The sequence below is a fragment of the Rhodococcus sp. NPDC019050 genome (genome assembly GCF_055664235.1).
In genome coordinates, this window is sequence record NZ_JBVOON010000028.1 from 1 (window position 1) to 21,709 (window position 21,709).

Genomic DNA, 21,709 nt, shown 5'->3' on the forward strand with positions numbered 1-21,709 from the left:
AAGCTCACCCCGATCGAGTTTGAGACAATCAACCAAGTCGCATACGCGGCCTGAACCGCTCAACCCCACGAGTCAACTGAAGTGGGGGCAGTCCCCATCGCGCGGAACTCACCGTGACGTTGGGGCACTGCGTCTGTGACCACGATGAGCACGGTACGCATTCCACTCCGCAGCAGTCCCCGGGCAAGGCGCACAGCGCCGACTAGGTTGCCCGACTCGCCAAGCCACACGCCGACGAAGGGCACACTGGCCAATCCGAGACGATCCAACATCGCGGGCACAGTCACAGCGCCGTCAGGTTCACCCCGGTGCGAGCACGTACCGTACACCACTGCGTCGACGGAATCGGCAGACACGTCGAGCTTGTGCAGCAGTGCTGCAATAGCAGCGCCAGCGAGCTCGGACGGCGGCTTGTCCGACACTGAACACAGATCAAACCCATAGGAACGCAGCCGATCAGCGAGTGCGCCCGCCCCCGCTACCTGCTCCACGGGTTGAAGGTCCCCGACAGCATAGACCGGTGGAGTGATGATGATTGCAGCCATTAGGCGGCGGCGCTGTAATGCGCCAGAACCTTGGTGATCAGACCGTCATCACCGACGAACAGGACCTCCGCTACCATCCGGCCACCGACACTGCGCATGTAAATCGTCACCGTGTCCACGCAGCGCAACACATCCACGACCTCGAATCGAAGGTCCGGATTCGCAGCTAGCGCCGTGCCGAAGTACTTCTCGAGCCCGTCATGACCTTGGACGACGTCACTCCCCATAGTCTGTCCGGCGAAGGGTGACACGAGCTCGATGTCCGGGGAGTACAGACGGACGATCTGCTCCAGGTCATGGGTGTTCCAGACCTCAATATGGTGCCGGACGAAGGTCTGGGCGTCATGATCAGTCCATGCCATTGTCAGGATTTTCCTATTCTGAGTCAGAGCTTGCGGAGAACGGTAGAGCTGAAAAGATGATTAGCGCCAATGCCGATGGCTAGGGCGCGCTGTCCTTGGGTCATGGCACCGGTCTTGTCGAGAGTCGCGAGCGTGATGAGCTGATCGTGCGCGAAGCAGTGGCCGAACCTGGCGATGTTCTCGGTCGGTACCCGGGAAAAGGAGATGCCAGCGACAGCCGCATAATTCCGCAGGACCGGCACAATCAAGTTCGCCAGCACGAGATGGCTGAAATCCTCTGAATGCAGATCGGTCCTCGCGTATGTCTCGGCACACAGCTGAGCAAGTCTGGTGGCGAACAAGTCGATGAACTTGATGATGTCCTTCTCCGGATTGAACCGTCTCGGGTTTCTTGCCGCTCCTATATCGGTGACGGCTCCGGTTGCGGAGTCGACAGGTGAGCGTAGTACACCGCCTCGAATTCATCCGGCGGGACGTATCCGAGACGGCTGTGCAGGCGACTGCGATTGAACCAGTCGACCCACTCCATCGTGGCGTACTCGACGTCCTCGACGGACTTGTAGGGACCCGGATGGAACGGGTTTGCCTTGGCGATCACTTCGGTCTTGAACAACCCGATCGTGCTCTCGGCCAGAGCGTTGTCGTACGCGTCTCCGACACTGCCGACCGACGCGGCAATACCCTCCAGCACAAGGGTTTCCGCGAAAGCAATGGAAGTGTACTGACTGCCGGCATCGCTATGGTGGATCAACCCCGAGCCGACCGGATGGCCCGTGTGGTCACGTCGCCACAATGCCATCTTCAAGGCGGTGGTGACCATCGCGGTGTCTTTGACGGTGGCGGCATGCCAGCCGACGATCGCCCGCGAGAAGCAGTCGATCACGAACGCGACATAGACGAACCCCGCCCAGGTGCGGCAATAGGTGAAGTCGGTGACCCACTTCCGATTCGGAACCTCGGCGGTGAAATCACGATCGACCAGGTCAGGGGCGCGGCGGCTGTCCGAGCCGCCGCGCACGGTGGTGCGGTGCCGACGGCCCCGGACCGCTCCGGACAGCCCTTCATCACGCATCAACCGGTCGACGGTGCATGCCGCGACGTCGTGGCCGTGTCTACGCAGGTGCACGGTCATCTTTCGGCGACCGTAGAGACCTTCGGCGGTGCCGACGGTCTCACGCAGAGCGTTCGTCAGATGTGCATCGGCGACGGTCCGGCGGGATGGAGAAGCAGTTTTCCAGTTCCGATACGTGCGTGGGGCGACCTTGACGCCACGCTCGGTGAGCACGGCGCAGATCGACTCGACCCGGTGTCCTTGTGCACGTATCTGGTCGATGAACTGGCAGATCAGCGGCGGCGAGGGTCGAGCTCCCTCGCGAAGAAAATCGAGGCCGATTTCAAGATCTCGTTGGCCTCAGGAGGTCTCGGACTTCGCGTTCGAGCTCTTTGATTCGTTGCTGTTCAGCGGTGGTCACGCCGGGTGTCTTGTCGGCATCGATCAGAGCCTGGCGGGTCCAGGTGCGCAGCGACTCGACACCGACGCCGAGCTTCGGGGCGATGGCTTTGCACGCCGCGAACGGCGAAGAATATTCGTCGAGGTGGTCGAGGACCATCTTCACCGCTCGTTCACGCTGCTCGGCGGGGTAACGCTTGGACATGATGTGCATAGTTGACTGCACCAATCGCGGCGTGTCATCGACAACCCAGTCGGGTTCGAGCGCAGGCTGTCTACATGGACGAGTTGCGGCGGCGTCTCATGGATGGCGAAGAGCCCGTGCAGCGGTCGGGGCGCGTGGTACGAACTTCGGCCGGAACTCCTCCGTGGAGGCTGCTTGATGACCACGGCACGGAAGTCGTTTCAGCCACTGCGTACCTGCGGGAACTGGCGCTGTCGGATGTCGCGGACGGCTCCGTACGTGCATATGCCTATGGTCTCCTGCGTTGGTTCCGTGTCCTGTGGCACCTGAATGTCGAGTGGGACGCCGCCGCGCGAACCGACGTCGAGGTCCTGGTTGGATCGCTGCGAAATGGCGTCAACTACCAACGAGAACGCAAACGTGCTGACGCGACACTGCCTGGCGCGGTGAACATCAAGACCGGCAAACGGAACTTGGCGAAAGGGTATGCGCCGACGGGAATCAACCACACACTGTCCGTGGTCGCAGGGTTCTACTCCTTCCACGCTGAGCACTCACGCGGCCCGCTCGTCAGCCCAGTTCCTGTGAACCGGGCGCGGGCCATCGCATTGCGGCATCGCAGTCCGATCGAGGGGCGGCCAGAGTTTCGCCGGGGTCCGCTCCGCCAACGGGTGCCGAAACTGCAGCCGCGGGCTATCCCCGACCACCTTTGGGACGAGTTCTTCGCGGCGATGACCTGCGACCGCGACCGGGCGATACTGCTGATGCTCGTCACGAGTGGTGCTCGTGCGAGTGAGCTTCTGAACGTGACGATGGGGGACATCGACTGGTCGGGGTTGCGGTTCTATGTGGTGTCGAAAGGAACCCGCGAGCGTGAGGCTGTTCCGACGTCTGGCGAGGCGTTGCGGGTGCTGCAACGCTATCTCGACACGATCGACGTCCGCAGTCCTGACGAACCCATCTGGCGATCCCGCCGGGGTGGCGATCGGCCACTGACCTACTCGGCCTTGCGGCGCGTCATTCAGCGTGCGAACGACCAACTGGGAACAAACTGGTCGGCCCACGATCTGCGGCATACCGCCGCCACCCGACTGTCCAGAGACCCGACCTTCAAGATCGAAGAGGTGCAGGCGATCCTGCGGCACCGCAGCCTCAAATCGACGGGAATCTACCAACGCGCCGGACTCGACGATCTGATCGACCGACTACAAGAGCACTATCAAAGACCAATGGTCACTGCCCCACGTCTAACCGCTGGCTACAACCAGGACGACATGGAGGCGGTGTTCGGTGACTGAAACCCCCAGCTACACGATCAGGAGTCGGCAAGCACCAGAAGTCGGCAACGATGCAAGCGCCCGGGCGCAGGCGCGATCGCGCTTCGCGGTGGACACCGTAGACGCAACGCCGGCCACAGCATCGAAACCGCCCGGTCCGCACGGCGACATGTCGGAGGCATCCATTGACACCCTCATCTCCCTGGCCGCGACCCTCGGGTCGACGGAGAAGTCGCAGCGCAACAAACGGATCAGAGGGACTCGGAAACTCCTCGCGCACCTGGAGGCGTTCCCCGGCGAAACCTGGCAGGACAGGTGGCTGGCCAGTGGATTCGACCACACCGGAACGCCTGTCCGCAGCCTCGGCTCAACGAAGTACGACGGCTACGAACTCATCATGGGTGCGGAATCCCTCTTCCTTCTCCGTGCCGTCACACCCTCGCTGACGGGGTTCCGCAGTAACAAGTTCTCGGCGTATCCGCGGCATTTCGAGGCATCTCAACGCGATGCCGGAGTCACCCGATTCTTCGGGCGAGTCACAGAAGTCGGTGCAGAAGCCCGCTATCAGGACGTCGCCAAGTTCGACCTGTGCTGCCTGATGACGACCCAAGGAATCGCCTTCGCCGACATTACGCCGGCGGCGGTGCTGCACTACGCGATCGAGTGTCGACGGCTCGGACTGGTCGCGGGGGTGACCAAATCCGCTAAGGGACACTTCGCGGGTCTTCTGCTGTGGGAGGTGCTGCAGGGGATGGGCCAATTTCCTGCTGGTACCCCGCCAGCACTGCGCAGCATGATGTACCGCGGTCAGTTGACGGCAGAGGAACTGATCGATCGGTACAACCTCCAGAACAGCGGCGTCAGGCAGTTGCTCATCGACTACCTGCGCCGCCGACAAGGCGACACCGACTACAACACCCGCCACAACCTTGCAGGGATGATTGGGTACAACTTCTGGGCGAAGATCGAGGAACTCTCACCCGGACAACCTGACTTGAACCTGTCCGAGGACCTCTACAACCAATGGAAGGAGACGATCCGACTCCGAAGGGACGGCGCACCTCGCACATCGATCCAGTCGATCCTGCTGCCAGTGCGCGCGCTGTATCTCGACATTCAAAGTTGGGCGCTCGACGAACCGGAGAGATGGGCGCAATGGGCAGCGCCATGTCCGATCCCACAGGCCGACCTTCGTGGGTTCTCCAAACGCCGTAGGCGGATCAAGGAGCGCGTCGATGACCGCATTCGTGTTCGCCAGCCCCTCTTGCCGATTCTCGTGGCTCATGTCGAGGACCGCATCGATCACCTTGCAGGGTTGCTACGCCGCGCCCGCGAGCTTCCCCTCGGCGCGTCCTTCGAGCACGGAGAAGGGACGTATGAGCGCACGAACTCCAGCACCGACCGTCGAAACCACGCCCTCGGAATCCATACAGTGCGCGTCATCGAACATGCGACCGGCGACACCATCGACGTTGTCGCTGCCGAGGAATCGGCGTTCTGGGAGTGGGCCTACGTCGAAGTTCTCCGACATTCGGGGATCCGTGTCGAGGAACTTGCCGAACTCTCGCACACGAGCCTGCGCCGATATGTCCGGCCGTCTGGCGAGGCGGTTGCCCTTCTGGTCGTGGCACCGTCGAAGACAGATCGTGAACGGGTCATTCCCTGCTCACCTGAGCTTTTCCACGTGCTTGCGCAGGTTGTCCGGCGCCTGACGGCAAACGGGCCGATCCCGATCATCGCTCGCTACGACGACCACGAGCGGCAGCTGACCGACCCGTTGCCTTTCCTCTTTCAGCGCCAGATCGGAGGTGTCCGCCGTGTCATCACCGGTAGTTCGGTGCTGAACGCCTTGAAGAAGCCATGCATGCGTCTCGCGGCGACGGTGCCGGCGTTTCGGGACCTGACCTTCACACCCCATGACTTCCGCCGCTTGTTCGCGACTGAGGCGATGAACAACGGACTGCCGATTCACATCGGGGCCGCCCTCCTGGGACACGTGAGCGTCGATACCACTCGCGGCTACGTGGGGGTCTTCGCGGAGGACGTCATTGTTCACTACCAGAGGTACCTCGACACGCGACGGTCACTCCGCCCGGCCGAGGAGTATCGACCCGCCACCAACGAAGAATGGGACGAGTTCGAGGAGCATTTCGACAAGCGCAAGGTCGAACTCGGATCGTGCGGGCGCCCATACGGAACGCCGTGTTCGCACGAGCACAGTTGCATCCGCTGCCCGATGCTGCACGTCAACCCGAAGATGGTGGGGCGCCTGGACGAGTTGGAGAGCGACCTGCTCGACCGTCGCCAACGCGCCCTGACCGAGGGGTGGAAGGGCGAGATCGAAGGCATCGACCTCACACTTCAATGCCTTCGCGACAAGCGCGACGAGACGAAGCGCATGACGCGGACCACCACGACCATCAGCCTCGGGATGCCAGTTGCCGACGATGGCGCGGCGAGGAAGGAGACCGCGATGGCATCAGATTTCGAGGAGGATCCGTTTGCTGCGCTGGATTGAGTCCAGCGGTGGCTATTGTGGGCCGAGTGACTGTGACGACCGAGTTCAGAACCGAACGGCGTTCTCTGAGCGGGTGGGGTAGGCGTGCAGCGACACCCGCAGATGTACTTGCCACTCCCGATCTCGAGGTGATCGCCCATGCAGTACGCGCGGCAGGACCGCGCGGTGTCATCGCCCGCGGCCTCGGCCGCAGCTACGGCGACCCCGCCCAGAACGCGGGCGGGCTCGTCGTGGACATGACCGCCCTCGACCACATCCACCACATCGACCCGGACTCGGGAATCGTCGACCTCGACGCCGGCGTCAGCCTCGACACCCTGATGCGTGCCGTCCTCCCGCACGGACTCTGGGTTCCCGTGCTGCCGGGAACCAGGCAGGTCACGATCGGCGGCGCGATCGGCGCCGACATCCACGGCAAGAATCACCACTCGCACGGTAGCTTCGGCAACCACGTCGAAGCACTCGACCTGCTCACCGCCGACGGAACGATTCGTACCCTCACACCCTCCGGTGACGACCGCGACCTGTTCTGGGCCACCGTCGGCGGAATGGGCTTGACCGGGATCGTCGTGCGAGCCCGCGTGCGGATGAAGCACACCGAGACCGCGTATTTCATCGCCGATCACGACCGCACCGCGAATCTCGACGAGACGATGGGACTGCTGACCGGCGGATCCGACGAGGGCTACGACTACTCGATGTCGGTGCCCGACACGATCTCGACCGGTTCGAAGCTGGGGCGCGCTGGCTTCACGCGCGGCTCGCTGGCAACACTGGATCAGCTGCCGCCGAAGCTTCGCCGGGACCCGTTGCGGTTCAATGCCCCACAGTTGTTCACGGTCCCGGACATCTTCCCGAGCGGGATGGTCAACCGCGTCACGACGAGGATCGCCGCGGAGGCCGCGTACCGGATGTACCCGAAGCACGGCCGGGGCACCATCCAGAACCTGACGCAGTTCTATCACCCGCTGGATCTGCTGGGGGAATGGAATCGGGCCTACGGTTCCGGCGGGTTCCTGCAGTACCAGTTCTCGGTCCCGTTCGGCGCCGAACAGCAACTCGCCGACACCATCCGCCTGATCGCCGAGTCCGGCCACCGCTCGTTCCTCAACGTGTTCAAACGCATGGGAGAGGGCAACCCGGCACCGCTGTCGTGGCCGCAGCCCGGGTACATGCTCAGCCTCGACTTCCCGATCCGCGACGGCCTCGGCAGGTTCTGCGACGAACTCGACGAACGCGTCCTCGACCTCGGCGGCCGACTCTACTTCGCCAAGGACTCACGCAGCACCCCTGAACGCATCGCCCGCATGTACCCGCGGCTCGACGAATGGCGGGCAATCAGGGACCGTATCGACCCGGATCGGGTGTTCGTCTCCGATCTCGCACGCCGGCTCCTCCTGGTGTCCAGCTAGACGGCGCTCCTGCAGGACGAATCTTCCTTTCGGCGGAACACTTCGTGCAGAGCGCCAGCGACTCCGTCGAGACCTGCCGCAAACTCCAAGAGCACCGTTTACTACGCAATGTAGTAAAACGCTCAGCCGCGGGAGTGGCGTCGGTTAGGTTGGTCGAATGGGGACACTGGGGAGGCCTGATCCGTCCACCGCCGAGGTGGAATCAGGAATGCAGACCGAGGATCGGACGAATGAGGAAGCGGCTTCGGCGCCGCCGAAGCCACGACGTAGGCTACTTCGTGTGGTGCGCTGGACCTTCTTCGGGTTGGTCTCGGTAGTTGTTGTTGCCGTGGCTATTTCGACGACGGTTCACTGGTGGCAGACGCCGCGCGACAAGCAGGCGATCGAGCAACTGATCGGCCCCGAACATCGGTACGTCGAGGTCGACGGACACCGGATGAGCGTCGCGGCCCAGGGCTCGGGACCACGGACCATCGTCCTGATGCCCGGCCTGGCCACGCCGGAACCGATCCTCGGGTTCGCTCCGCTGGCCGAGCGCCTTGCCGGGCAGAACACGGTCGTCACGGTCGAGCCTTTCGGGCTGGGCCTGAGCGACGGCACCGACGCCCCACGAACCAGCGAGGCGATCGTCAACGAGACCCGGGCCGCGCTCCGCGAGCTAGGACTCGACGGTCCCTACGTCCTGATGCCTCATTCGATTTCGGGTCTGTACGCGATGTGGTGGGTCACCCACCACCCGGACGAGGTCGCCGCTGTGGTGGGCCTGGACGACGAGCGCTACACCGCCGACGGCGCCCAGAGCTCCCCGGACTGGCCGACTTGGATGGCCGGCGTCAACGCTGTCGGTGGCACCCGGGACCTGATCGCCCTCGACGAGAGCACCGACTACCTGGGACTGGTGGCCGACTACCGGGAGAGCCTCGGTGGCGCGGCCGAGTACACCCCGGAGCAGCAGGACCTGTACCTACGTGCGTACTCGTGGGTGCTGAACCCGACCGTGCTGGACGAGATGGCATGGAACGCGGAGAACGTCCAGGCAGCCGAGAGTTTCGTGTTCCCTCCGACGCTGCCTGCACTGTCGATCCTCGCCGCCTCCACACTCGAGGTGGAACCGGAATGGGAACCCGCGCATCGTGCGGCGGTCAGCAACCCGGCGATCCAGCAGGTCACGATCATGGGCGGCCACCACTACTTGTTCCACGCCCACGCCGCGGCGATTGCCGAGATGTCACAGCAGTTCCTCGACGAGCATGTCCTGACCCAATGACGATGGGGCGAGATCCAGTTCGAGCAAGTTTCATTCCTGTGTGAGAACGAAAGGACGATCGACGTGCTCCTGGGTGGAGTCGCCTACTTGGTACCTGCGTAGACAGCCGACTGATCAGCAGCCCGCATCAGGTGCCGGTACAGCGTCGTCCGCCCGACGTCGAGGATCTCGGCAATCTCGACCTGAGTCATCCCGTCCACGGTGCGTTGGTGTCGTTCGACCTCGCGGTCTCAGCCGCGTGTGGTGGCATCTGCGATCAGGGTGTGAGTTGGTGCAGTAAAGTTCCGTCCACGCGAAAGGCGATGTCCTCGACCCGGTGATCGCTCGGATCACCCGCGGCCGCCCCTATCGGCACGTCATGGGATTCGAGGCAGGCGAGCAGCGCCGCGCGGACAAGGACGCACTCTTCAACACCGACCGACGCACCGGCAAGTACCCGTTGATCGATTGGGGGTGGTCACGCGCCGACGCGATCGACTACACCCGCTCGATCCTCGGCACCAGCGTCGGCAAGAGCGCATGCACATTCTGTCCGTTCAGCTTCGCCAACAAGAGCAGTCGCGCCGAGAACTTCGCTCGTTATGCCGCAACACCCGAAGTCGGCGCGAGAACCCTGTTGATGGAACACCTCGCACTCGCACTCAATCCAGCGCAGGGCCTCGTCGGCGGCCGCCGCCTGATCGACATGCTCCGCGAGCACCAGCTCGACAACGTCCTCGATGCCTTCGAGGCAATCCTCGAGAGCCACGAGCACGCCATCTACGAGATTCGCCGCATCCTGCGGCCCCGCAAGACCGACCCGACCAAGCTCGGCAATGCCGCACGCTCGGTTCGCATCCGCGGCCGCGGCCCCCGGGCCAGCATGCACAACATCCTCGGTCGCCTCGCGGTCGACGGAGCCGCACAGAACAAGGTTCGCCCGGACATCGGGGACGATGGAATCTTGCGTGTCTACCAGCACGAACGCGGCCCGGTGTTCCCGACCGTCGAGCGGTACTTCGTCGTCGCCCCGGCCCTGGCGTTACCGAAAGAGCACGCCAACTTCGACCGGTGGTGGACAGAAACCTTCGCCGCCGAGGCGATGCAGCCGGCAGTGTAAGGCACGGGGGACGTGCCATTTACGCACGTCAGTGGGTGAACCGGGTAGGCCGCCGGTCCACGGTCCAGAGATGGTCACAGTCTCCACAGAGCCAGCACCGCGGCGCGCAGGCTCGCGGAGATGATGCGGTGGTCGCGGTGCAGGCGTGGGTTCGAGTGACCGCGGTCGGTGAGGATGCGCGCGGCGTCGGATATGGCGATGGGGTCGAGGTCGGTGCGGGCGCGTAACCGGTAGGCCAGGGCGTGGCGGGTGTGGGGGATGCGGTGCGGGCCGGTGTCGACGACGGCCGGCGGGTCCAGCCGGGTGTTGTCGTCGCTGATCCGGATCACGACGTCGCCGGGCTCGAGGCGGGTGCGACGGTCGGGGCCTGGGCTGTCCTCGCGGACCCATTCGGTGCGGTAGCGCGGGTCCGGCCCGCCCCTGCCGGGCGCAGGGGAGACCTGGCTGGTCTCGTCGTCGGTGGGGGTGTAGTCGTGAAGGTGTCGCAGGAACATCCGGCGTACGGGGGTGGGCAGGAAGTCGTGCTCGAGACGCGCGCGGCTGCCGATCCCGGCCAACGGCACGACGCGGCCGATCTGCCAGATGGCGGTGGCGCTGTCGAGGAACACCTCATCGACCACGGCGGTGTCTTCGAGACGGTCGAGGAAGGCATGTGCTGCGGCGACGGCGGCGGGGTCGTCGGTGATCAGCGCGGTTTCGTCGGCGACGGTGGAGGCATGGGAGGCGCTGGCCGGGCCGACGATCACCTTCTCTGCGGTGACGATCAGACCGGTGTGCAGGTTCGCAGTCGACAGCACCTGCACCCCGACGTCGAGGAAGTGGGCGAGGGCGGTGGGGGAGGTGGCGTGTGCGCGCACCGCGGGGCGGGCGGCGTTGACGACCAGCTGGTCCCCGGCCCGCAGCGGCAAAAGGTCGGGCGCGGTGTGGTCGAGGTAGGCGATGGCCACGCGGCGCGGCCCTCGGCTGCGGAGGGCCGCGGTGATGGCCGGCCAGGGGTGCGGTGCGTGCAGGACGGTGGCCACAATCGGTCACCCTATCGGCCGGCACGTTCCGGGTGGCCGGATGACAGCCGCGCCGAGGGTGTGCGTTTTCCGGCGCCCGGCGGCGTGTCAGCCCAGGGCGGGGGACGTGTCATCACACGAGGTCATATCCGGTTTCTGTGCGATTGCTCCGATAGTCCGCCGGAGTCCGGAGGGGGCGGCGACATGGGCACGCTCGTCGGGTGCGACGAGTGTCGCGGGGCGGTGCCGGGTCCGGCACGTACGCGGTGTGGTGGGACTGTGGTCGATATTGGAGCTCTGGTGCGCCTCGGACAATGCGTCGGCGGCCGGTAGCGTGCGTGCCGGCCGTGTTCTGGTCCGTGGCAGGGGTACGTGGGCGCAGGGCGCGCACAGCGGGAGTGGGTGGCCGACCGCAGTGACGCTGCGGTCGACGGCCGGAAGAGTGGGGGCAATGGAGATTGTTGTGGTCGGGGCGATCGCGGTGGCGATCGTGGTGGGGTTCGATCAGTTGGCGTTGTGGGCCGAACGCAAAGGCTGGATCTATTGGCGACGGCACACATCCGGCGGCGGATCGGCGGATGCGGGGGCGGGCATGCTGGGGGTGATGGACGAACTCTTCTCTCCGGCAACCCGACACACGGCGGAGGAGATCGTCGGCAAGCAGAACGGCCGGATGGACCTGTCTGTCGGCGGGGACGGGTGGATCGATCTGGACAGCGGCCGGGTGCATCTCCCGACCGTCGGGGAGCGGGTGCAGGACCACACCTTCGGTGGCGGGCCCGATGGACGGCCGCAGTAGCTGGTGGCAGCGCAGTGCCCGGGTGCCCCAGGCGATGGCCGCAACCCGGCAGGCCACGGTCTCATCTCGCCTCTCGGATGTGGCGTGAACCAGAGTGTCTAGCGAGGCGCTTCGGGTGCTCCACCGTCTACCCTGTGTCGGTGACCTGCCGTAACCATTTGGTGTTCGATGACCCGTCGTGTGTTTACTGCAATTCGGCCCGTACGCGGGTAGCGGCGGAGAGAGCCGCTCGATCGGCCAAGAATATGGAGCGCATCGCCCAGGCGGAGTACAAGCGAGGCGAAGCCGAGCGACGACAGTTGAAGCAGGAAGAAAAAGCCGCGCAACGAGCAGAAGCGAAGCGTGCGTTTCGGCAGTCCCAGCAAGCCAAGCGCCAGGCGCAGCTTCACGCTACCGAGGCAGCTCGTGCTGCTCAGGGTGGAGGTCTGCTCCTCGGGGAAAAGCTCGTGAGGTGGCTGGTTATCGCCTTCGTATGGCTGGTCCTTCTTGGGTTTACTGCACAGATTCCCGTCGTCGGATGGATCGTCCTGATCGCGCCGATAGTCGCCGCGGTGCTGTGGTGGCGAAAACGCCGCCAAACTGCCTCGACCGGTTTTAAACAGCAGTAGTCGACGCCGAAGATGTAGTTCCTGCCGCCGCTTACGCGCGGGTGGGGTAGATGCGGACGTCGTAGGTGTGGGCGTCGGCGGCGGTGTAGCCGGCGAGAGTGACCGCGTGGCCGGCGGCGTCGTGGACCGATGCCGGGGGACGTGTCATCAGTGCAGCTCAGAGCGCAGTGTCGCAGCGGCCCACATGATCTGACCGATCTCCGTGCTCCACACAGGCAGGCTGTTCGGATATCGCCGAAGTGCGGCCGGTGGTCAGGTTCCTGCGGGTTCGATGGCCCTGTGCCGGTGTCGGTGTCGGCTCTGCGTTGCGGTGTTGGGTAGCGTCGACGCGTCCGGAACATGAGGGGTCGGGACTATCTGGCCGTTCGGGCCGGGGGTGAGGGTGAGGGGAGTCGACGTGCGAAGTCGAGCATCGATGGGGACGAGACGGGCGAGGATGCTCGCCGCGGCGGTGGCGGCGATGATGCTCGTGCCTCTGGGCGGTGGGGTGGCGTCGGCGCAGGACCGTGACGACGATCCGATCGTGGCCTCGCAGGGCTTGCTCGCCGATCCGGTCGCCCCGAACGGCTCGCGCATCGTCTCGAGTGAGATCGACGGCCAGTACCTGACGGTGCAGGTGTACTCGGCGGCGATGGACACGACCATCCCGGTGCGGGTGCAACGCCCCCACGATGCGTCCGAGCCGCGTCCGGTGCTGTATCTGGTCAACGGGGCGGGCGGTGGCACCGATTCGGCGACGTGGTGGGCCAACACCGATGTCGGGGAGTTCCTGACCGGTCAGAACGTCAATGTGGTCATGCCCCTCGGTGGGGCGTTCTCCTACTACACCGACTGGAAACGCGAAGACCCGAACCTCGGGATGAACAAGTGGCAGACGTTCTTCCTCGACGAACTCCCCCCACTGATCGACGCCGCCTTGGACACCAACGGCGTGCAGGCCATCGCGGCGAACTCGATGACCGCCACGGCGGTGTTGCAGTACGCGATCGCCAAACCCGGCTTCTATTCGGCGGTGGCCGGGTACAGCGGATGCGCCCAGACCTCGGATCCGGTCGGCCGCGAGTTCGTCAAGTTGGTCGTCGAGACCTGGGGCGGCGGCGATGTGCGCAATATGTACGGCGAGGACGATGATCCGGCGTGGGTGGCCAATGATCCGGTGGTCAACGCCGAAGGGCTGCGCGGCACGCGTCTGTTCATCTCGGATGCGACGGGTTTGCCCGGCCCGCACGACACCCTCGGCAACGAGTTCACCATCGGGGAGCAGGACGCGGCGCTTGATCAGCAAGGGCTGGCGTTGGCCAATCAGGTCGTCGTCGGCGGGGTGATCGAAGCGGCCGTGCACTGGTGCACCACCAATTTGCAGACCCGTCTGCGTGAGCTCGACATTCCCGCGACGTTCGATCTGCAGCCGGCCGGGACGCATTCGTGGGGTTACTGGCAGGACGCATTCCACCGGTCCTGGCCGCTGCTGGCCGAGGAACTGGGGTTGCCGCAGCCGCAATGACCCAACATTGCCGGTGACCGCTCACCGGGATCGTCAGGTACCCGGCACGACTGCATCCGCATGCGCCCGTCTGTGTCGTGATCGCGCGTGTACTGAAGTGCCCGGAACCGGGTCCCCACCCACGCGGGGTGGGGACATGCCGTCCGGCCAGTTCAGCGCCTGTTTATCTGGCGGGTCCGGACACACCGTTTTGTCAGACGGCGGGGTGATCGTCGTGGCCGGCGGGCGTGGCGGCTGCGACGGCCGAAGGCTCGAAGGACAGGATCGCCAGACCTGAAATCTTGAGTCGCGGACGGACCTCGTGGTGCCGGGGCTCGGCATCGGGGTGGGCCAGATCGCGCACCCGCACATCGAGGAAGCGGGCCAGCGCGACGGTCTGCTCCCAACTCGGATATTCGACGCCCACTTCCCAGCGGTCGACCGCCGGCTCTTCGGCCAGGCATGCGGTATCGACCTGGGGGCCGAAGTGTCCTCCCGCATTGAGCAATTCGGTGAGATAGAAGGGAACGAGCTTGCCGGCCCTCCACAGTTCGTACTCGTCATCGCCGGGCTCGACGAACGGTTCGGTGACGTGACAGTCGGTCAGGAGCCGTTGCGCATGCTCGAGTGCGGGCGGCGTCGCGGTGCCGATGCATCGACCCATCCAAGACTCGGTCGACGGTGTTGCACGGCGGCGCTTTCGGCGGAAGAACTCGAGCACGGATTCTCCTTCGGTGGTGCTAGGGGCAGGTCTGGTTCGGGGATGTAGACCCGGCGTCGTCAGCTGCATCCGCGCCCCGAGGGAGGGGCGGCTCGCGCCCCTGTGCGAGGCGTGGGTTGCTCGGACGTGTGGATCACGGCGTTCACGGTAGCCGGGGTGTTCTCCAGCGGTGTCGGCGTTCTGTCCGCGTAGGTGTCGGGGCCGGTAGCCGGCGGGGTCGGTTGTGCGTCCGAGGGTGTCTCGGGCCCGGGTATCAGGGTGTATCGCGCGTCTTTTCGCTCACCCGCTGAGCTCAACCTCGGTGGGGACGTGTCGTTTATACAGGTAGAGCGGTCGATGTGCAGTCACGGGTCGGCGCCGGTCGCGTACGCGTGTGCGCCAGCGCGGCCAGGTCGGCGAGCAGGATCGTGGTGACGATCCAGGCGAGGCCACACAACGCCGGGACTTCGACGGTCATCCGGCAGTGTCAGCCGGGGTGCCCATCAGCGCGGAGGTCAGCCGAATGGACAGCAGCCGTGCTTCCTCGGTCAGATAGACCGTGAACGGGGAGAACCGGCGCATTTCCTCGCCGCGTTCGTCGTCGGCCAGGACGATGCGTGTGATCTCGTCGAGATCGCCGGTGTCGATGAGTTGTTCCCACAGGTCGATGTACCGGCCGTACATCGGATGTGCCCATTGCTCGCGGGTGGTGGCCAGCCGCGCCCGGATGGCGGGACTGTCGATCGGCAGGTTCTGTGCCTTGATCTTCAGCAGCAGCCCGGTGTGCACGAGCTTGCGCCGGACCATCGTCCTGGTCACCACGGCCACCTCCACGCTCCTTCCGCTCTCGGTCCGAGGCTATGTGGTCGACCCCGCGGGCCGGATAGATCCGCCCGGTGTGGGCGTCGGCGGCGGTGTACGTCTACCTCGTGCGGGACTGTCCGGGCCGGGGCCGGGACATGGCGGGTGGGTCCTGTTCTTCCGAAGGTCAGCGGCGGCGGTTGTCCAGTGTCGAGAGCAGGACGAACTTGGTGCCCATCAGATCGAACGCCGCGGCGCTGTCCCCGGCGATGAGGAGTTCGCGTTCGCGGGCGTGCAGCGCCGCGATGGCCTGTTCGAGTTCGTCGTCGGTCATCGCATCGGCTGCGTCGCCGATGGCCTGCTTCGTTGCGTCTACGCGGCCACGCTAGCCGGTGCCGGACGATCCGCCAGTGCCGGGAACTGTGCTGCCGCTGGGCGCATCTCACTGGGTGACACCGGTGCGGCAAGGACACCGGCTCCACCGCGGCCGGACGATCCGGCCGGGGTGCGTGTCGACAACAGGAGGAACCGACACATGCGACGTTCGATCATCGCGCGGGCTCTGGTCACGGCGGCCGCGGGGGCGCCGTCGGCCTGACCGGTGCCGGGCTGGCGCAGGCCGCCACCGGAGGCGACTGCGTCGACAGCGGCTGGACCGAGTCGACCATCGGTCTCGGTGTCGAGGGCCAGGTTCTGATGCTCGAGACCGGAAAGTAGACCGGCTCTTCCTGCGGCGAAGTGCCGTGTCCGAGGGGTGCGCACGTACCCGACGTCCGCGTGCTCGGCGATCGGGAACGTCGAAGGAGGGCAGGGCACGTGCTGTGGCACGGCACTTCGCCGCGGGCGCCCCTCGCCGGCGTCTCGCCGCAGCCGTCGGGTATGACCGCGGCCCGCGTGTCGTGTGGTCGTGGTCGGTGGGATGTGCTGTGCTGGTGGCCGTGCCAGCACCCCGTACGACCGAGGCTGAGGCCCGCGCGGCTGTCGCGCAGATGGAACCGATCATGGCTATCGAAGGCCGGCAGATGAGCGATGGGGACAAGGACCTGCTCGTCGATCTGATCCGCGGGGTGATCACCTTCGATGAGGTCGCGGTCATCATTGCCCGTGAGGCGGGCTACGAGCTCGACTGAGCCATTGTCGCTGCTTTCACACCGCCTGTGTCGGTGTTGGTGTCTACGGTCGCGGGGCGTGCACAGCTCGCACGTGCGGTCACAGACGATCGGCCGCACCATGACAGGGAGGGGGAGTGGTCGATGCTCGACGACGAGGACCGCGGCTATCGGGACGGTCGCCGTGCGGGGGCGCGGTTCGCGCGCAACCCGACACGCGAGCCGAAAGATCCGGCGATCCCGCGGTGGGTGAGCGATCCGCATGTCTACCTGCGCTTCTGGCAGGAAGGCTGGGTGCAGGGCATGTCCGATCCGGACGGCACCCGGCTGCGGTATTCCCCGCAGCCGATCCGAATCCGCACCACCGCGTCGGCGCCATCAGCGACCGAGCAGTCCCGCGCTGTGAAGGAGACCTGAGCCGGGCCGCGAAGTGTGATCGACAACCGGTTGCGCACCGCGGTACTGATAGGGACTGGACCGAAGATTCTCAACAAGTTCGTGAGAGTAGGCACTGACACGATCCCCAGCCGCTGAGCCCGGTGGGGTTCTCGGGCGAAGGCCTCCTGGGGGTGCTCGGTGTGGACGGGTTCGTCCTGGCCGCACTGTCTGCCACCCACGAGTGATACCATTTGGTATATGTCCAGTTGAGGTGGTGAATATGATGTCGGTGGCGTTCGAGAACGATATCGAGCGGCAATTGCGTGCGATTTCCCCGCGCGCCGAGCTTGCGCAGCTCGAGAAGATCCGCGCGGTGCTCGCTGCGGTCGAGGCCGGATGGTCGCAGCGTCAGATCGCCAGTCGTGTCGGGGTGGAGCAGCCCGAGATCAGCCGATTACTCAAGAAGGCTCGTCTGCGGCCGGATATCCGCGAGCGCACCCCTCGTGAGGTGCTGCTGCGGTACGCGGTCGGCGAGCTCGATCACGAGCAGATGATGGACGAGCTCGAGCACTGGGACTACACCTTCGGTGGCCCGCCCGAGGGCGACCCGAATGCCGACGTCTACGTGCGGGGGAGCTGGGATCAGATCGAACGCGCGGGGGATCTGCTCTCCGACACCGATTATCAGCGCTTGTTCGAGGTCACCGCAGCGCGGCGGGCGGCGAGCCGCCACTAGTGGAACAGTTGTGCGTCAAGACCCATACCGTTCTCGACTCGTGGTGCGCCTCGGGCGGGATTCTCGACGCTGGTGGCGTGCGGGCGTCGTTTCGCCTGTACGCCGACGACCCACGCCGCCGCCGCACCAAGGATGCGATCGTCGAGGCGTATCTGGCCGAGCAGGACGGCATCGAGCACGGTGGCCGGTGCGCGATCGTCACCGCCGGTGTTCCCGGCGCCGGCAAGTCCACCGCGATCGAATCCCGCGGTCTGGCAGGACACGGCTGGCGTGTCCTCGATGCGGATCGAATCAAAGATCACCTGATCGGTGACGTGCTCGGCCGCGGCGTCTACGACGATCTGCTCGGCATGGTCTTGCCGGACGGGCGCCGGTTGCGTCCACGGGAGTTGGCCACGCTCGTGCACCGCGAATCCACCGAGATTCTCGACGTGGCACGGGAACGCTGTGTCAGGGCGGGGGAGAACATCGTCATCGAAGGCACTTTCCGCTGGGACGGTCTCGGCGCGCAGTTGCTTACCGAACTCGGCGGTGCCGGCTATACGGATCTGACCATCGTCGATGTGGAAGTCACCTGCGACACTGCCCTTCATCGTGCGCAGGACAGATGGTGGACCGGTCGCATCGACCCGGACAACGACCTCGGTGGCCGTTTCACTCCGACCTCGGCGATCACCGATCTGTATCCGGAGGGGTCGACGCGGTCGATCTGTGCGCGCAATGCACGGGCAACGTTCGAGCATCCACTTTCGGCGGTGATCGAGTCGATGACGTTGTTCGTCGACGATTACACGACCGGCACGCATGTGGAGTCGACGGTGACCAAACACAACGGCGTCGTCAACTACGATTCGCACACCGTGCCGTAGCTGTCCTGGCCTGCGCAGTGCTGCACCGGATGCTCTGGTCGCCGAGTTCCAGTTCCATACCGGCGCCTCGCAGCAGGTCACGGACGACACCCATGTCGACTACGAGCGCGCCGGCGACACCGGCGTTCCCGTCACCGAGCGGGTCGCGTTGATCGAGAAGATGACTACTCGCTGGGCGCAGGTCCCCACCCCACTCGGGCTCACGCAGCTGTCCGAGCTCGGCGGTTGCCCGGTCACCCCGAAGAACTATGCACCACGGAAGATGAATCTCGGAAGGGACACATCATGAGCCTGTACACCGTCAGTTACCTCGGTCAGGATCAGTGGCTCACCTACGAGGACACGCAGGCCGCCTGGATCTACGCCTATGTCCCGAATCTGGGCCGGTTCGTGCTGCACCGCCAGCTCGGCCAGGACTTCTACTGGGACAACGAACTCGACTGGACCCCGGTCGACGCCGCGACCGGCCACGGCATTATTGAGGCCGGGCAACTCGGCAAGCTCGACGGCCGCCGGCACAGCAACCTACTCGACGAACTGACCGCCGAACCCGACCGCAAGACGCTGGCCGAGGTGTTCGGTGCCCTGCCTGTCGCTGAGCGCACCCCTTCGCCGCAGGAGTTCGCTGCGGCGAAGGTCAACGCTTTGGCCAACACCGAGCCGGGAAAGTGGCTCACCTACAAGGTCTACGACCGTGACAAGCGCCGCACAGCCACGGTCGCCGCCCGCGACTTGCGCACCGGGAAGATCGCCGCGGTCCGCAAGTCCGGTCTGCACATCGACTCCCGGGTGACCTCGACCGTCGACGGTCGCTTCGCTGTGGAGATCGCCCGCACCGCCTGAACGATGTTCCATGTTCCGGCCGACAGGAACGACGCGCCCATCCCGGTGCGGGGAAGGGACGCGGAAGATGAACATGTCCGGTCTCGGGGCTACGGTTGCCGGCTACTGCTGGCTGAGGGTCCACACTGCCATCGCGGTGCTGCCGTCGGTGTCGATCAGGACCATTTCGTCGGGGGTCATGCCCTGGGGGACCTCGAACATGATGGTTCCTCGGCGCCGATCGCCGGTTCGGATATTGCCCGAACCGAGGTCAGGGTCCGGGGCGAGACTCGACGCGGTGACGATGTCACCTTCGGGGGTGTGTAGCTCGAAATACAGGGAGTTGTAGACGAACTCACCTGTCAGGTTCTCGATTTCCACCCACGCGGTGTACTCGTTGCCGTGCAGCGACAGCACGTATGCCTCGGCCTGTGCGGGGGTGATCGGTCCGTAGTCCGACACGGTCACTGTTCCGGTGCCGGTGACACCTTGGGTAGGTCCGTACTGCTCTTGGGTGATCGTGACGGTTTCACCCATCGCGACTTCGGGGATTTCCGGGCTCGGTGGTGGGGTCTGATCCATCTGGCCTTCGATCCAGCTGTCGGATTGTGGTGGTCCGGAAGTGGTGGTGCCGTTGTCTGCGCATGCGACGAGCGAAATTGCGAGACCGGCCGCGGCGGCGGTGGCGAGGATGCGCCTTTTCATGTTCGGTCCTTCTTTCCGGAACCGCCGGTCCCAGCATTCGAACGCCCAGAGGCCGGCCATTCCCTCTACCGGTGTATCGCCGCCGTGTCCCTCTTCGATAGCAGGCTCGCCGGGTGTGGGCGTCGGCCGATAGACAGGCGAGAAACGACGGATGAGACCAGGTCGTGCTGATCGGGCGGGGGACGTGTTGTCAATGCAGGTCAAGACCTAGTTACCGCACTTGGAGTGCCCCGGGGGTGTCGGTGTCCGCGGCTATGGTCCGCGGTGTCCCTCACCGGGACAGGGGTCGGATCAAACGGCGTCGAGGAAACAAGGGTGCGGCGATGATGGCTGGACAGCTGATGCAGACGATGACTGCGCTGCGGTTCGAACACCGGTGGCTCGAGGACGAGTTCGTTGCCGAGTCCATGCGCCAGGGGGAGAGGGAACAGGGCAAGGAACACCACTACGTGCCGCAGATGTACCTGAAGCGGTGGGCCGTGGACGGGAAGGTACAACCGGTCCTTGCCGACCGCCGGCAGGTGTTGCGGCCGCAGCCGCCGAAAGAGGTTGCGAAGAAGACGAACTTCTACTCATTGCCGTCGCCGGGAAGCACGATGGATGAACCGCTGCGGTGGGTCGAAAAGCACCTGTCCCGTATCGAGGACGAGTGCGCGCATCGACTTGACCAACTTGAGCAGTGGGGTTCGGGGGTGATGTCGGACGATGACCTCAAGCGTGATCTGTCGATCTTCCTCGGTCTCCAGATCACGCGGACACCTGTGAGCCGAGAACGCCACTTGATGGTGATCAAGGGGCCGGTCGAGGCGAAACGCGAGTTCTATCGGCGACTGGATCCGAGACTGACCGAGGCGGATTTTCAGGACATGCTTGACCGAACAGACCAGGATGCGCGGGTCGAGGCGATCACGCTGATGTTCTCCGATGTCCGCCGTACGGTGGCCAGAAGTCTGTATCAGCGGGAGTGGGCCGTGTATCGGACTGCGGCGCCGATCGTGACGTGCGATGACCCGGTGGTGATTCTGGCCGGCCCTCCTCACGGCAGGGAGGTTACTTTAGGTGTGATTCCCAGTGCGGTCGTGTTGTATCCGCTGGGCCCGCAGCATCTGCTGGTCATGCTCCGGCCAGGGCTGCGGCACAGCGGTCGATACGTGCTCGATCGGGACGAGACCCGAGGCATCAATCACGAGATCGTCGCGGCGGCCATATCGATGGTGTTCGAGCGGCCCGGTGACAACATCGCGGCGCACCTTGAGGTTCCTGCTCGCGTTGGGGTTCCTGAGCTGGATGACGAGCAGGCAGCCGGGCTCGGCGCCGCAGCTGCACTGCGGCTTCTCTTGAACGATGCGACCGCGCGCAGTCGGTGGGCCGACGTTCCTGATGCACCCGGTTGGCCGGTTCCGCGCTGGTACACGCCGTAGCCCTTTCCGGGGTGTTCGGCAGTCGGAGCCGGCTCCTCCTTCGTCCCGAGTCCACCGAATCCATCAGAGGAACCGGCCATATACGCAGGTAATAGGGTTGTTCTTGCCTCCTGTGGTCGATGCGCTCATCCACGACCCGAGGGAACCAGGAACCCGCCCAGCG

24 protein-coding genes and 1 pseudogene are annotated in these 21,709 nt (G+C 65.1%); 14 read left to right on the forward strand and 11 right to left on the reverse strand.

Going from position 1 to position 21,709, the window contains the following annotated elements:
- Positions 1-544: 544 nt before the first annotated feature.
- The 3 genes and pseudogenes from AC0B44_RS20550 to AC0B44_RS20560 all read right to left on the reverse strand — a co-directional run bounded on the left by AC0B44_RS20550 (position 545) and on the right by AC0B44_RS20560 (position 2,562).
- Positions 545-907 carry a nuclear transport factor 2 family protein gene (locus AC0B44_RS20550; RefSeq protein ID WP_378528754.1) on the reverse strand — a complete coding sequence of 121 codons (363 nt, stop codon included), beginning with the start codon at positions 905-907 and terminating at the stop codon, positions 545-547.
- 23 nt (positions 908-930) lie between these two features.
- Entirely contained in the window at positions 931-1,248 is a 318-nt protein-coding gene (locus tag AC0B44_RS20555) for a 3-oxoacyl-[acyl-carrier-protein] synthase III C-terminal domain-containing protein (RefSeq protein ID WP_471904608.1), read from the reverse strand.
- A 59-nt stretch (positions 1,249-1,307) separates the two neighbouring features.
- Positions 1,308-2,562: pseudogene (locus tag AC0B44_RS20560) on the reverse strand (IS3 family transposase).
- Positions 2,563-2,636: 74 nt separating this feature from the next.
- Here AC0B44_RS20560 and AC0B44_RS20565 point away from each other — a divergent pair.
- From AC0B44_RS20565 to AC0B44_RS20580, 4 genes are all read left to right on the forward strand, one after another.
- Entirely contained in the window at positions 2,637-3,839 is a 1,203-nt protein-coding gene (locus tag AC0B44_RS20565; RefSeq protein WP_471904609.1) for a tyrosine-type recombinase/integrase, read from the forward strand.
- Positions 3,832-6,336: a tyrosine-type recombinase/integrase gene (locus AC0B44_RS20570; protein ID WP_471904610.1), complete on the forward strand. Its 2,505-nt coding sequence runs from the start codon at positions 3,832-3,834 to the stop codon at positions 6,334-6,336. The genes AC0B44_RS20565 and AC0B44_RS20570 overlap by 8 nt, the downstream gene beginning before the upstream one ends.
- 32 nt (positions 6,337-6,368) lie before the next feature.
- Positions 6,369-7,748 carry an FAD-binding protein gene (locus AC0B44_RS20575; protein WP_471904625.1) on the forward strand — a complete coding sequence of 460 codons (1,380 nt, stop codon included), beginning with the start codon at positions 6,369-6,371 and terminating at the stop codon, positions 7,746-7,748.
- A gap of 280 nt (positions 7,749-8,028) precedes the next feature.
- On the forward strand, positions 8,029-9,015 hold the full coding sequence (locus AC0B44_RS20580; RefSeq protein WP_471904611.1) for an alpha/beta fold hydrolase: 987 nt from the start codon (positions 8,029-8,031) through the stop codon (positions 9,013-9,015).
- Between the two features lie 83 nt (positions 9,016-9,098).
- On the opposite strand, the gene AC0B44_RS20585 is transcribed toward AC0B44_RS20580, so the two are convergent.
- Entirely contained in the window at positions 9,099-9,206 is a 108-nt protein-coding gene (locus AC0B44_RS20585; protein WP_471903975.1) for a hypothetical protein, read from the reverse strand.
- A 167-nt stretch (positions 9,207-9,373) separates the two neighbouring features.
- On the opposite strand from AC0B44_RS20585, the gene AC0B44_RS20590 reads away from it, so the two are divergent.
- Positions 9,374-10,114, forward strand: coding sequence for a hypothetical protein (locus AC0B44_RS20590; RefSeq protein ID WP_471904612.1), 741 nt, complete (start codon positions 9,374-9,376; stop codon positions 10,112-10,114).
- A 74-nt stretch (positions 10,115-10,188) separates the two neighbouring features.
- Here AC0B44_RS20590 and AC0B44_RS20595 read toward each other — a convergent pair whose 3' ends face one another.
- Positions 10,189-11,136, reverse strand: coding sequence for a phosphatidylserine/phosphatidylglycerophosphate/cardiolipin synthase family protein (locus AC0B44_RS20595; protein WP_471904613.1), 948 nt, complete (start codon positions 11,134-11,136; stop codon positions 10,189-10,191).
- 430 nt (positions 11,137-11,566) lie between these two features.
- Between AC0B44_RS20595 and AC0B44_RS20600 the strand changes: the two genes are divergently transcribed.
- The 3 genes from AC0B44_RS20600 to AC0B44_RS20610 all read left to right on the forward strand — a co-directional run bounded on the left by AC0B44_RS20600 (position 11,567) and on the right by AC0B44_RS20610 (position 14,026).
- Entirely contained in the window at positions 11,567-11,914 is a 348-nt protein-coding gene (locus AC0B44_RS20600; protein WP_059384851.1) for a hypothetical protein, read from the forward strand.
- Between the two features lie 140 nt (positions 11,915-12,054).
- Positions 12,055-12,522 (forward strand): hypothetical protein, encoded by a 468-nt coding sequence (locus AC0B44_RS20605; RefSeq protein WP_155419004.1) that lies wholly within the window; start codon positions 12,055-12,057, stop codon positions 12,520-12,522.
- A 415-nt stretch (positions 12,523-12,937) separates the two neighbouring features.
- Positions 12,938-14,026 (forward strand): alpha/beta hydrolase, encoded by a 1,089-nt coding sequence (locus tag AC0B44_RS20610; protein ID WP_174479695.1) that lies wholly within the window; start codon positions 12,938-12,940, stop codon positions 14,024-14,026.
- 193 nt (positions 14,027-14,219) lie between these two features.
- Here the strand turns inward: AC0B44_RS20610 and AC0B44_RS20615 are convergent, their stop codons facing one another.
- The 5 genes from AC0B44_RS20615 to AC0B44_RS20635 all read right to left on the reverse strand — a co-directional run bounded on the left by AC0B44_RS20615 (position 14,220) and on the right by AC0B44_RS20635 (position 16,334).
- Positions 14,220-14,726: a hypothetical protein gene (locus AC0B44_RS20615; RefSeq protein ID WP_471904614.1), complete on the reverse strand. Its 507-nt coding sequence runs from the start codon at positions 14,724-14,726 to the stop codon at positions 14,220-14,222.
- A 316-nt stretch (positions 14,727-15,042) separates the two neighbouring features.
- Positions 15,043-15,183: a hypothetical protein gene (locus AC0B44_RS20620; protein WP_471904615.1), complete on the reverse strand. Its 141-nt coding sequence runs from the start codon at positions 15,181-15,183 to the stop codon at positions 15,043-15,045.
- Positions 15,180-15,533: a hypothetical protein gene (locus tag AC0B44_RS20625; RefSeq protein WP_229583191.1), complete on the reverse strand. Its 354-nt coding sequence runs from the start codon at positions 15,531-15,533 to the stop codon at positions 15,180-15,182. Before AC0B44_RS20625 ends, AC0B44_RS20620 begins: the two co-directional genes overlap by 4 nt.
- 160 nt (positions 15,534-15,693) lie before the next feature.
- The gene (locus AC0B44_RS20630; protein ID WP_024100472.1) at positions 15,694-15,840 is read right to left on the reverse strand and encodes a hypothetical protein; all 147 of its coding nucleotides are present in this window, start codon (positions 15,838-15,840) and stop codon (positions 15,694-15,696) included.
- A gap of 38 nt (positions 15,841-15,878) precedes the next feature.
- Positions 15,879-16,334: a hypothetical protein gene (locus AC0B44_RS20635; protein ID WP_471904616.1), complete on the reverse strand. Its 456-nt coding sequence runs from the start codon at positions 16,332-16,334 to the stop codon at positions 15,879-15,881.
- A 110-nt stretch (positions 16,335-16,444) separates the two neighbouring features.
- On the opposite strand from AC0B44_RS20635, the gene AC0B44_RS20640 reads away from it, so the two are divergent.
- The 5 genes from AC0B44_RS20640 (at position 16,445) to AC0B44_RS20660 (ending at position 19,441) form a co-directional block, all read left to right on the forward strand.
- Entirely contained in the window at positions 16,445-16,636 is a 192-nt protein-coding gene (locus tag AC0B44_RS20640) for a hypothetical protein (RefSeq protein ID WP_471904617.1), read from the forward strand.
- Between the two features lie 123 nt (positions 16,637-16,759).
- Positions 16,760-17,032: a hypothetical protein gene (locus tag AC0B44_RS20645; RefSeq protein WP_471904618.1), complete on the forward strand. Its 273-nt coding sequence runs from the start codon at positions 16,760-16,762 to the stop codon at positions 17,030-17,032.
- Positions 17,033-17,276: 244 nt separating this feature from the next.
- Complete coding sequence (locus AC0B44_RS20650; RefSeq protein ID WP_471904626.1) at positions 17,277-17,729, forward strand: hypothetical protein; 453 nt, start codon at positions 17,277-17,279, stop codon at positions 17,727-17,729.
- Positions 17,729-18,598 (forward strand): zeta toxin family protein, encoded by an 870-nt coding sequence (locus AC0B44_RS20655; RefSeq protein ID WP_471904619.1) that lies wholly within the window; start codon positions 17,729-17,731, stop codon positions 18,596-18,598. The genes AC0B44_RS20650 and AC0B44_RS20655 overlap by 1 nt, the downstream gene beginning before the upstream one ends.
- Positions 18,599-18,883: 285 nt before the next feature.
- Positions 18,884-19,441, forward strand: coding sequence for a hypothetical protein (locus AC0B44_RS20660; protein ID WP_471904620.1), 558 nt, complete (start codon positions 18,884-18,886; stop codon positions 19,439-19,441).
- A gap of 102 nt (positions 19,442-19,543) precedes the next feature.
- Here the strand turns inward: AC0B44_RS20660 and AC0B44_RS20665 are convergent, their stop codons facing one another.
- The gene (locus tag AC0B44_RS20665; RefSeq protein WP_471904621.1) at positions 19,544-20,125 is read right to left on the reverse strand and encodes a DUF4352 domain-containing protein; all 582 of its coding nucleotides are present in this window, start codon (positions 20,123-20,125) and stop codon (positions 19,544-19,546) included.
- Positions 20,126-20,448: 323 nt separating this feature from the next.
- Here AC0B44_RS20665 and AC0B44_RS20670 point away from each other — a divergent pair, with 323 nt between their 5' ends.
- A complete protein-coding gene (locus AC0B44_RS20670; protein WP_229581521.1) occupies positions 20,449-21,546 on the forward strand; it encodes a DUF4238 domain-containing protein in 1,098 nt (365 codons plus the stop codon).
- Positions 21,547-21,709: the final 163 nt, after the last annotated feature.

Excerpts from the sequence above, each read along its gene's own strand:
- AC0B44_RS20610 (WP_174479695.1), top strand. The coding sequence starts at position 12,938 with ATGGGGACGAGACGGGCGAGGATGCTCGCCGCGGCGGTGGCGGCGATG.
- AC0B44_RS20565 (WP_471904609.1), top strand. The coding sequence starts at position 2,637 with ATGGACGAGTTGCGGCGGCGTCTCATGGATGGCGAAGAGCCCGTGCAG.
- AC0B44_RS20645 (WP_471904618.1), top strand. The coding sequence starts at position 16,760 with ATGCTCGACGACGAGGACCGCGGCTATCGGGACGGTCGCCGTGCGGGG.
- AC0B44_RS20585 (WP_471903975.1), bottom strand. The coding sequence starts at position 9,206 with ATGACTCAGGTCGAGATTGCCGAGATCCTCGACGTCGGGCGGACGACG.
- AC0B44_RS20550 (WP_378528754.1), bottom strand. The coding sequence starts at position 907 with ATGGCATGGACTGATCATGACGCCCAGACCTTCGTCCGGCACCATATT.
- AC0B44_RS20665 (WP_471904621.1), bottom strand. The coding sequence starts at position 20,125 with ATGAAAAGGCGCATCCTCGCCACCGCCGCCGCGGCCGGTCTCGCAATT.
- AC0B44_RS20620 (WP_471904615.1), bottom strand. The coding sequence starts at position 15,183 with ATGACCGTCGAAGTCCCGGCGTTGTGTGGCCTCGCCTGGATCGTCACC.
- AC0B44_RS20660 (WP_471904620.1), top strand. The coding sequence starts at position 18,884 with ATGAGCCTGTACACCGTCAGTTACCTCGGTCAGGATCAGTGGCTCACC.
- AC0B44_RS20650 (WP_471904626.1), top strand. The coding sequence starts at position 17,277 with ATGTCGGTGGCGTTCGAGAACGATATCGAGCGGCAATTGCGTGCGATT.
- AC0B44_RS20630 (WP_024100472.1), bottom strand. The coding sequence starts at position 15,840 with ATGACCGACGACGAACTCGAACAGGCCATCGCGGCGCTGCACGCCCGC.
- AC0B44_RS20590 (WP_471904612.1), top strand. The coding sequence starts at position 9,374 with ATGGGATTCGAGGCAGGCGAGCAGCGCCGCGCGGACAAGGACGCACTC.
- AC0B44_RS20600 (WP_059384851.1), top strand. The coding sequence starts at position 11,567 with ATGGAGATTGTTGTGGTCGGGGCGATCGCGGTGGCGATCGTGGTGGGG.
- AC0B44_RS20670 (WP_229581521.1), top strand. The coding sequence starts at position 20,449 with ATGATGGCTGGACAGCTGATGCAGACGATGACTGCGCTGCGGTTCGAA.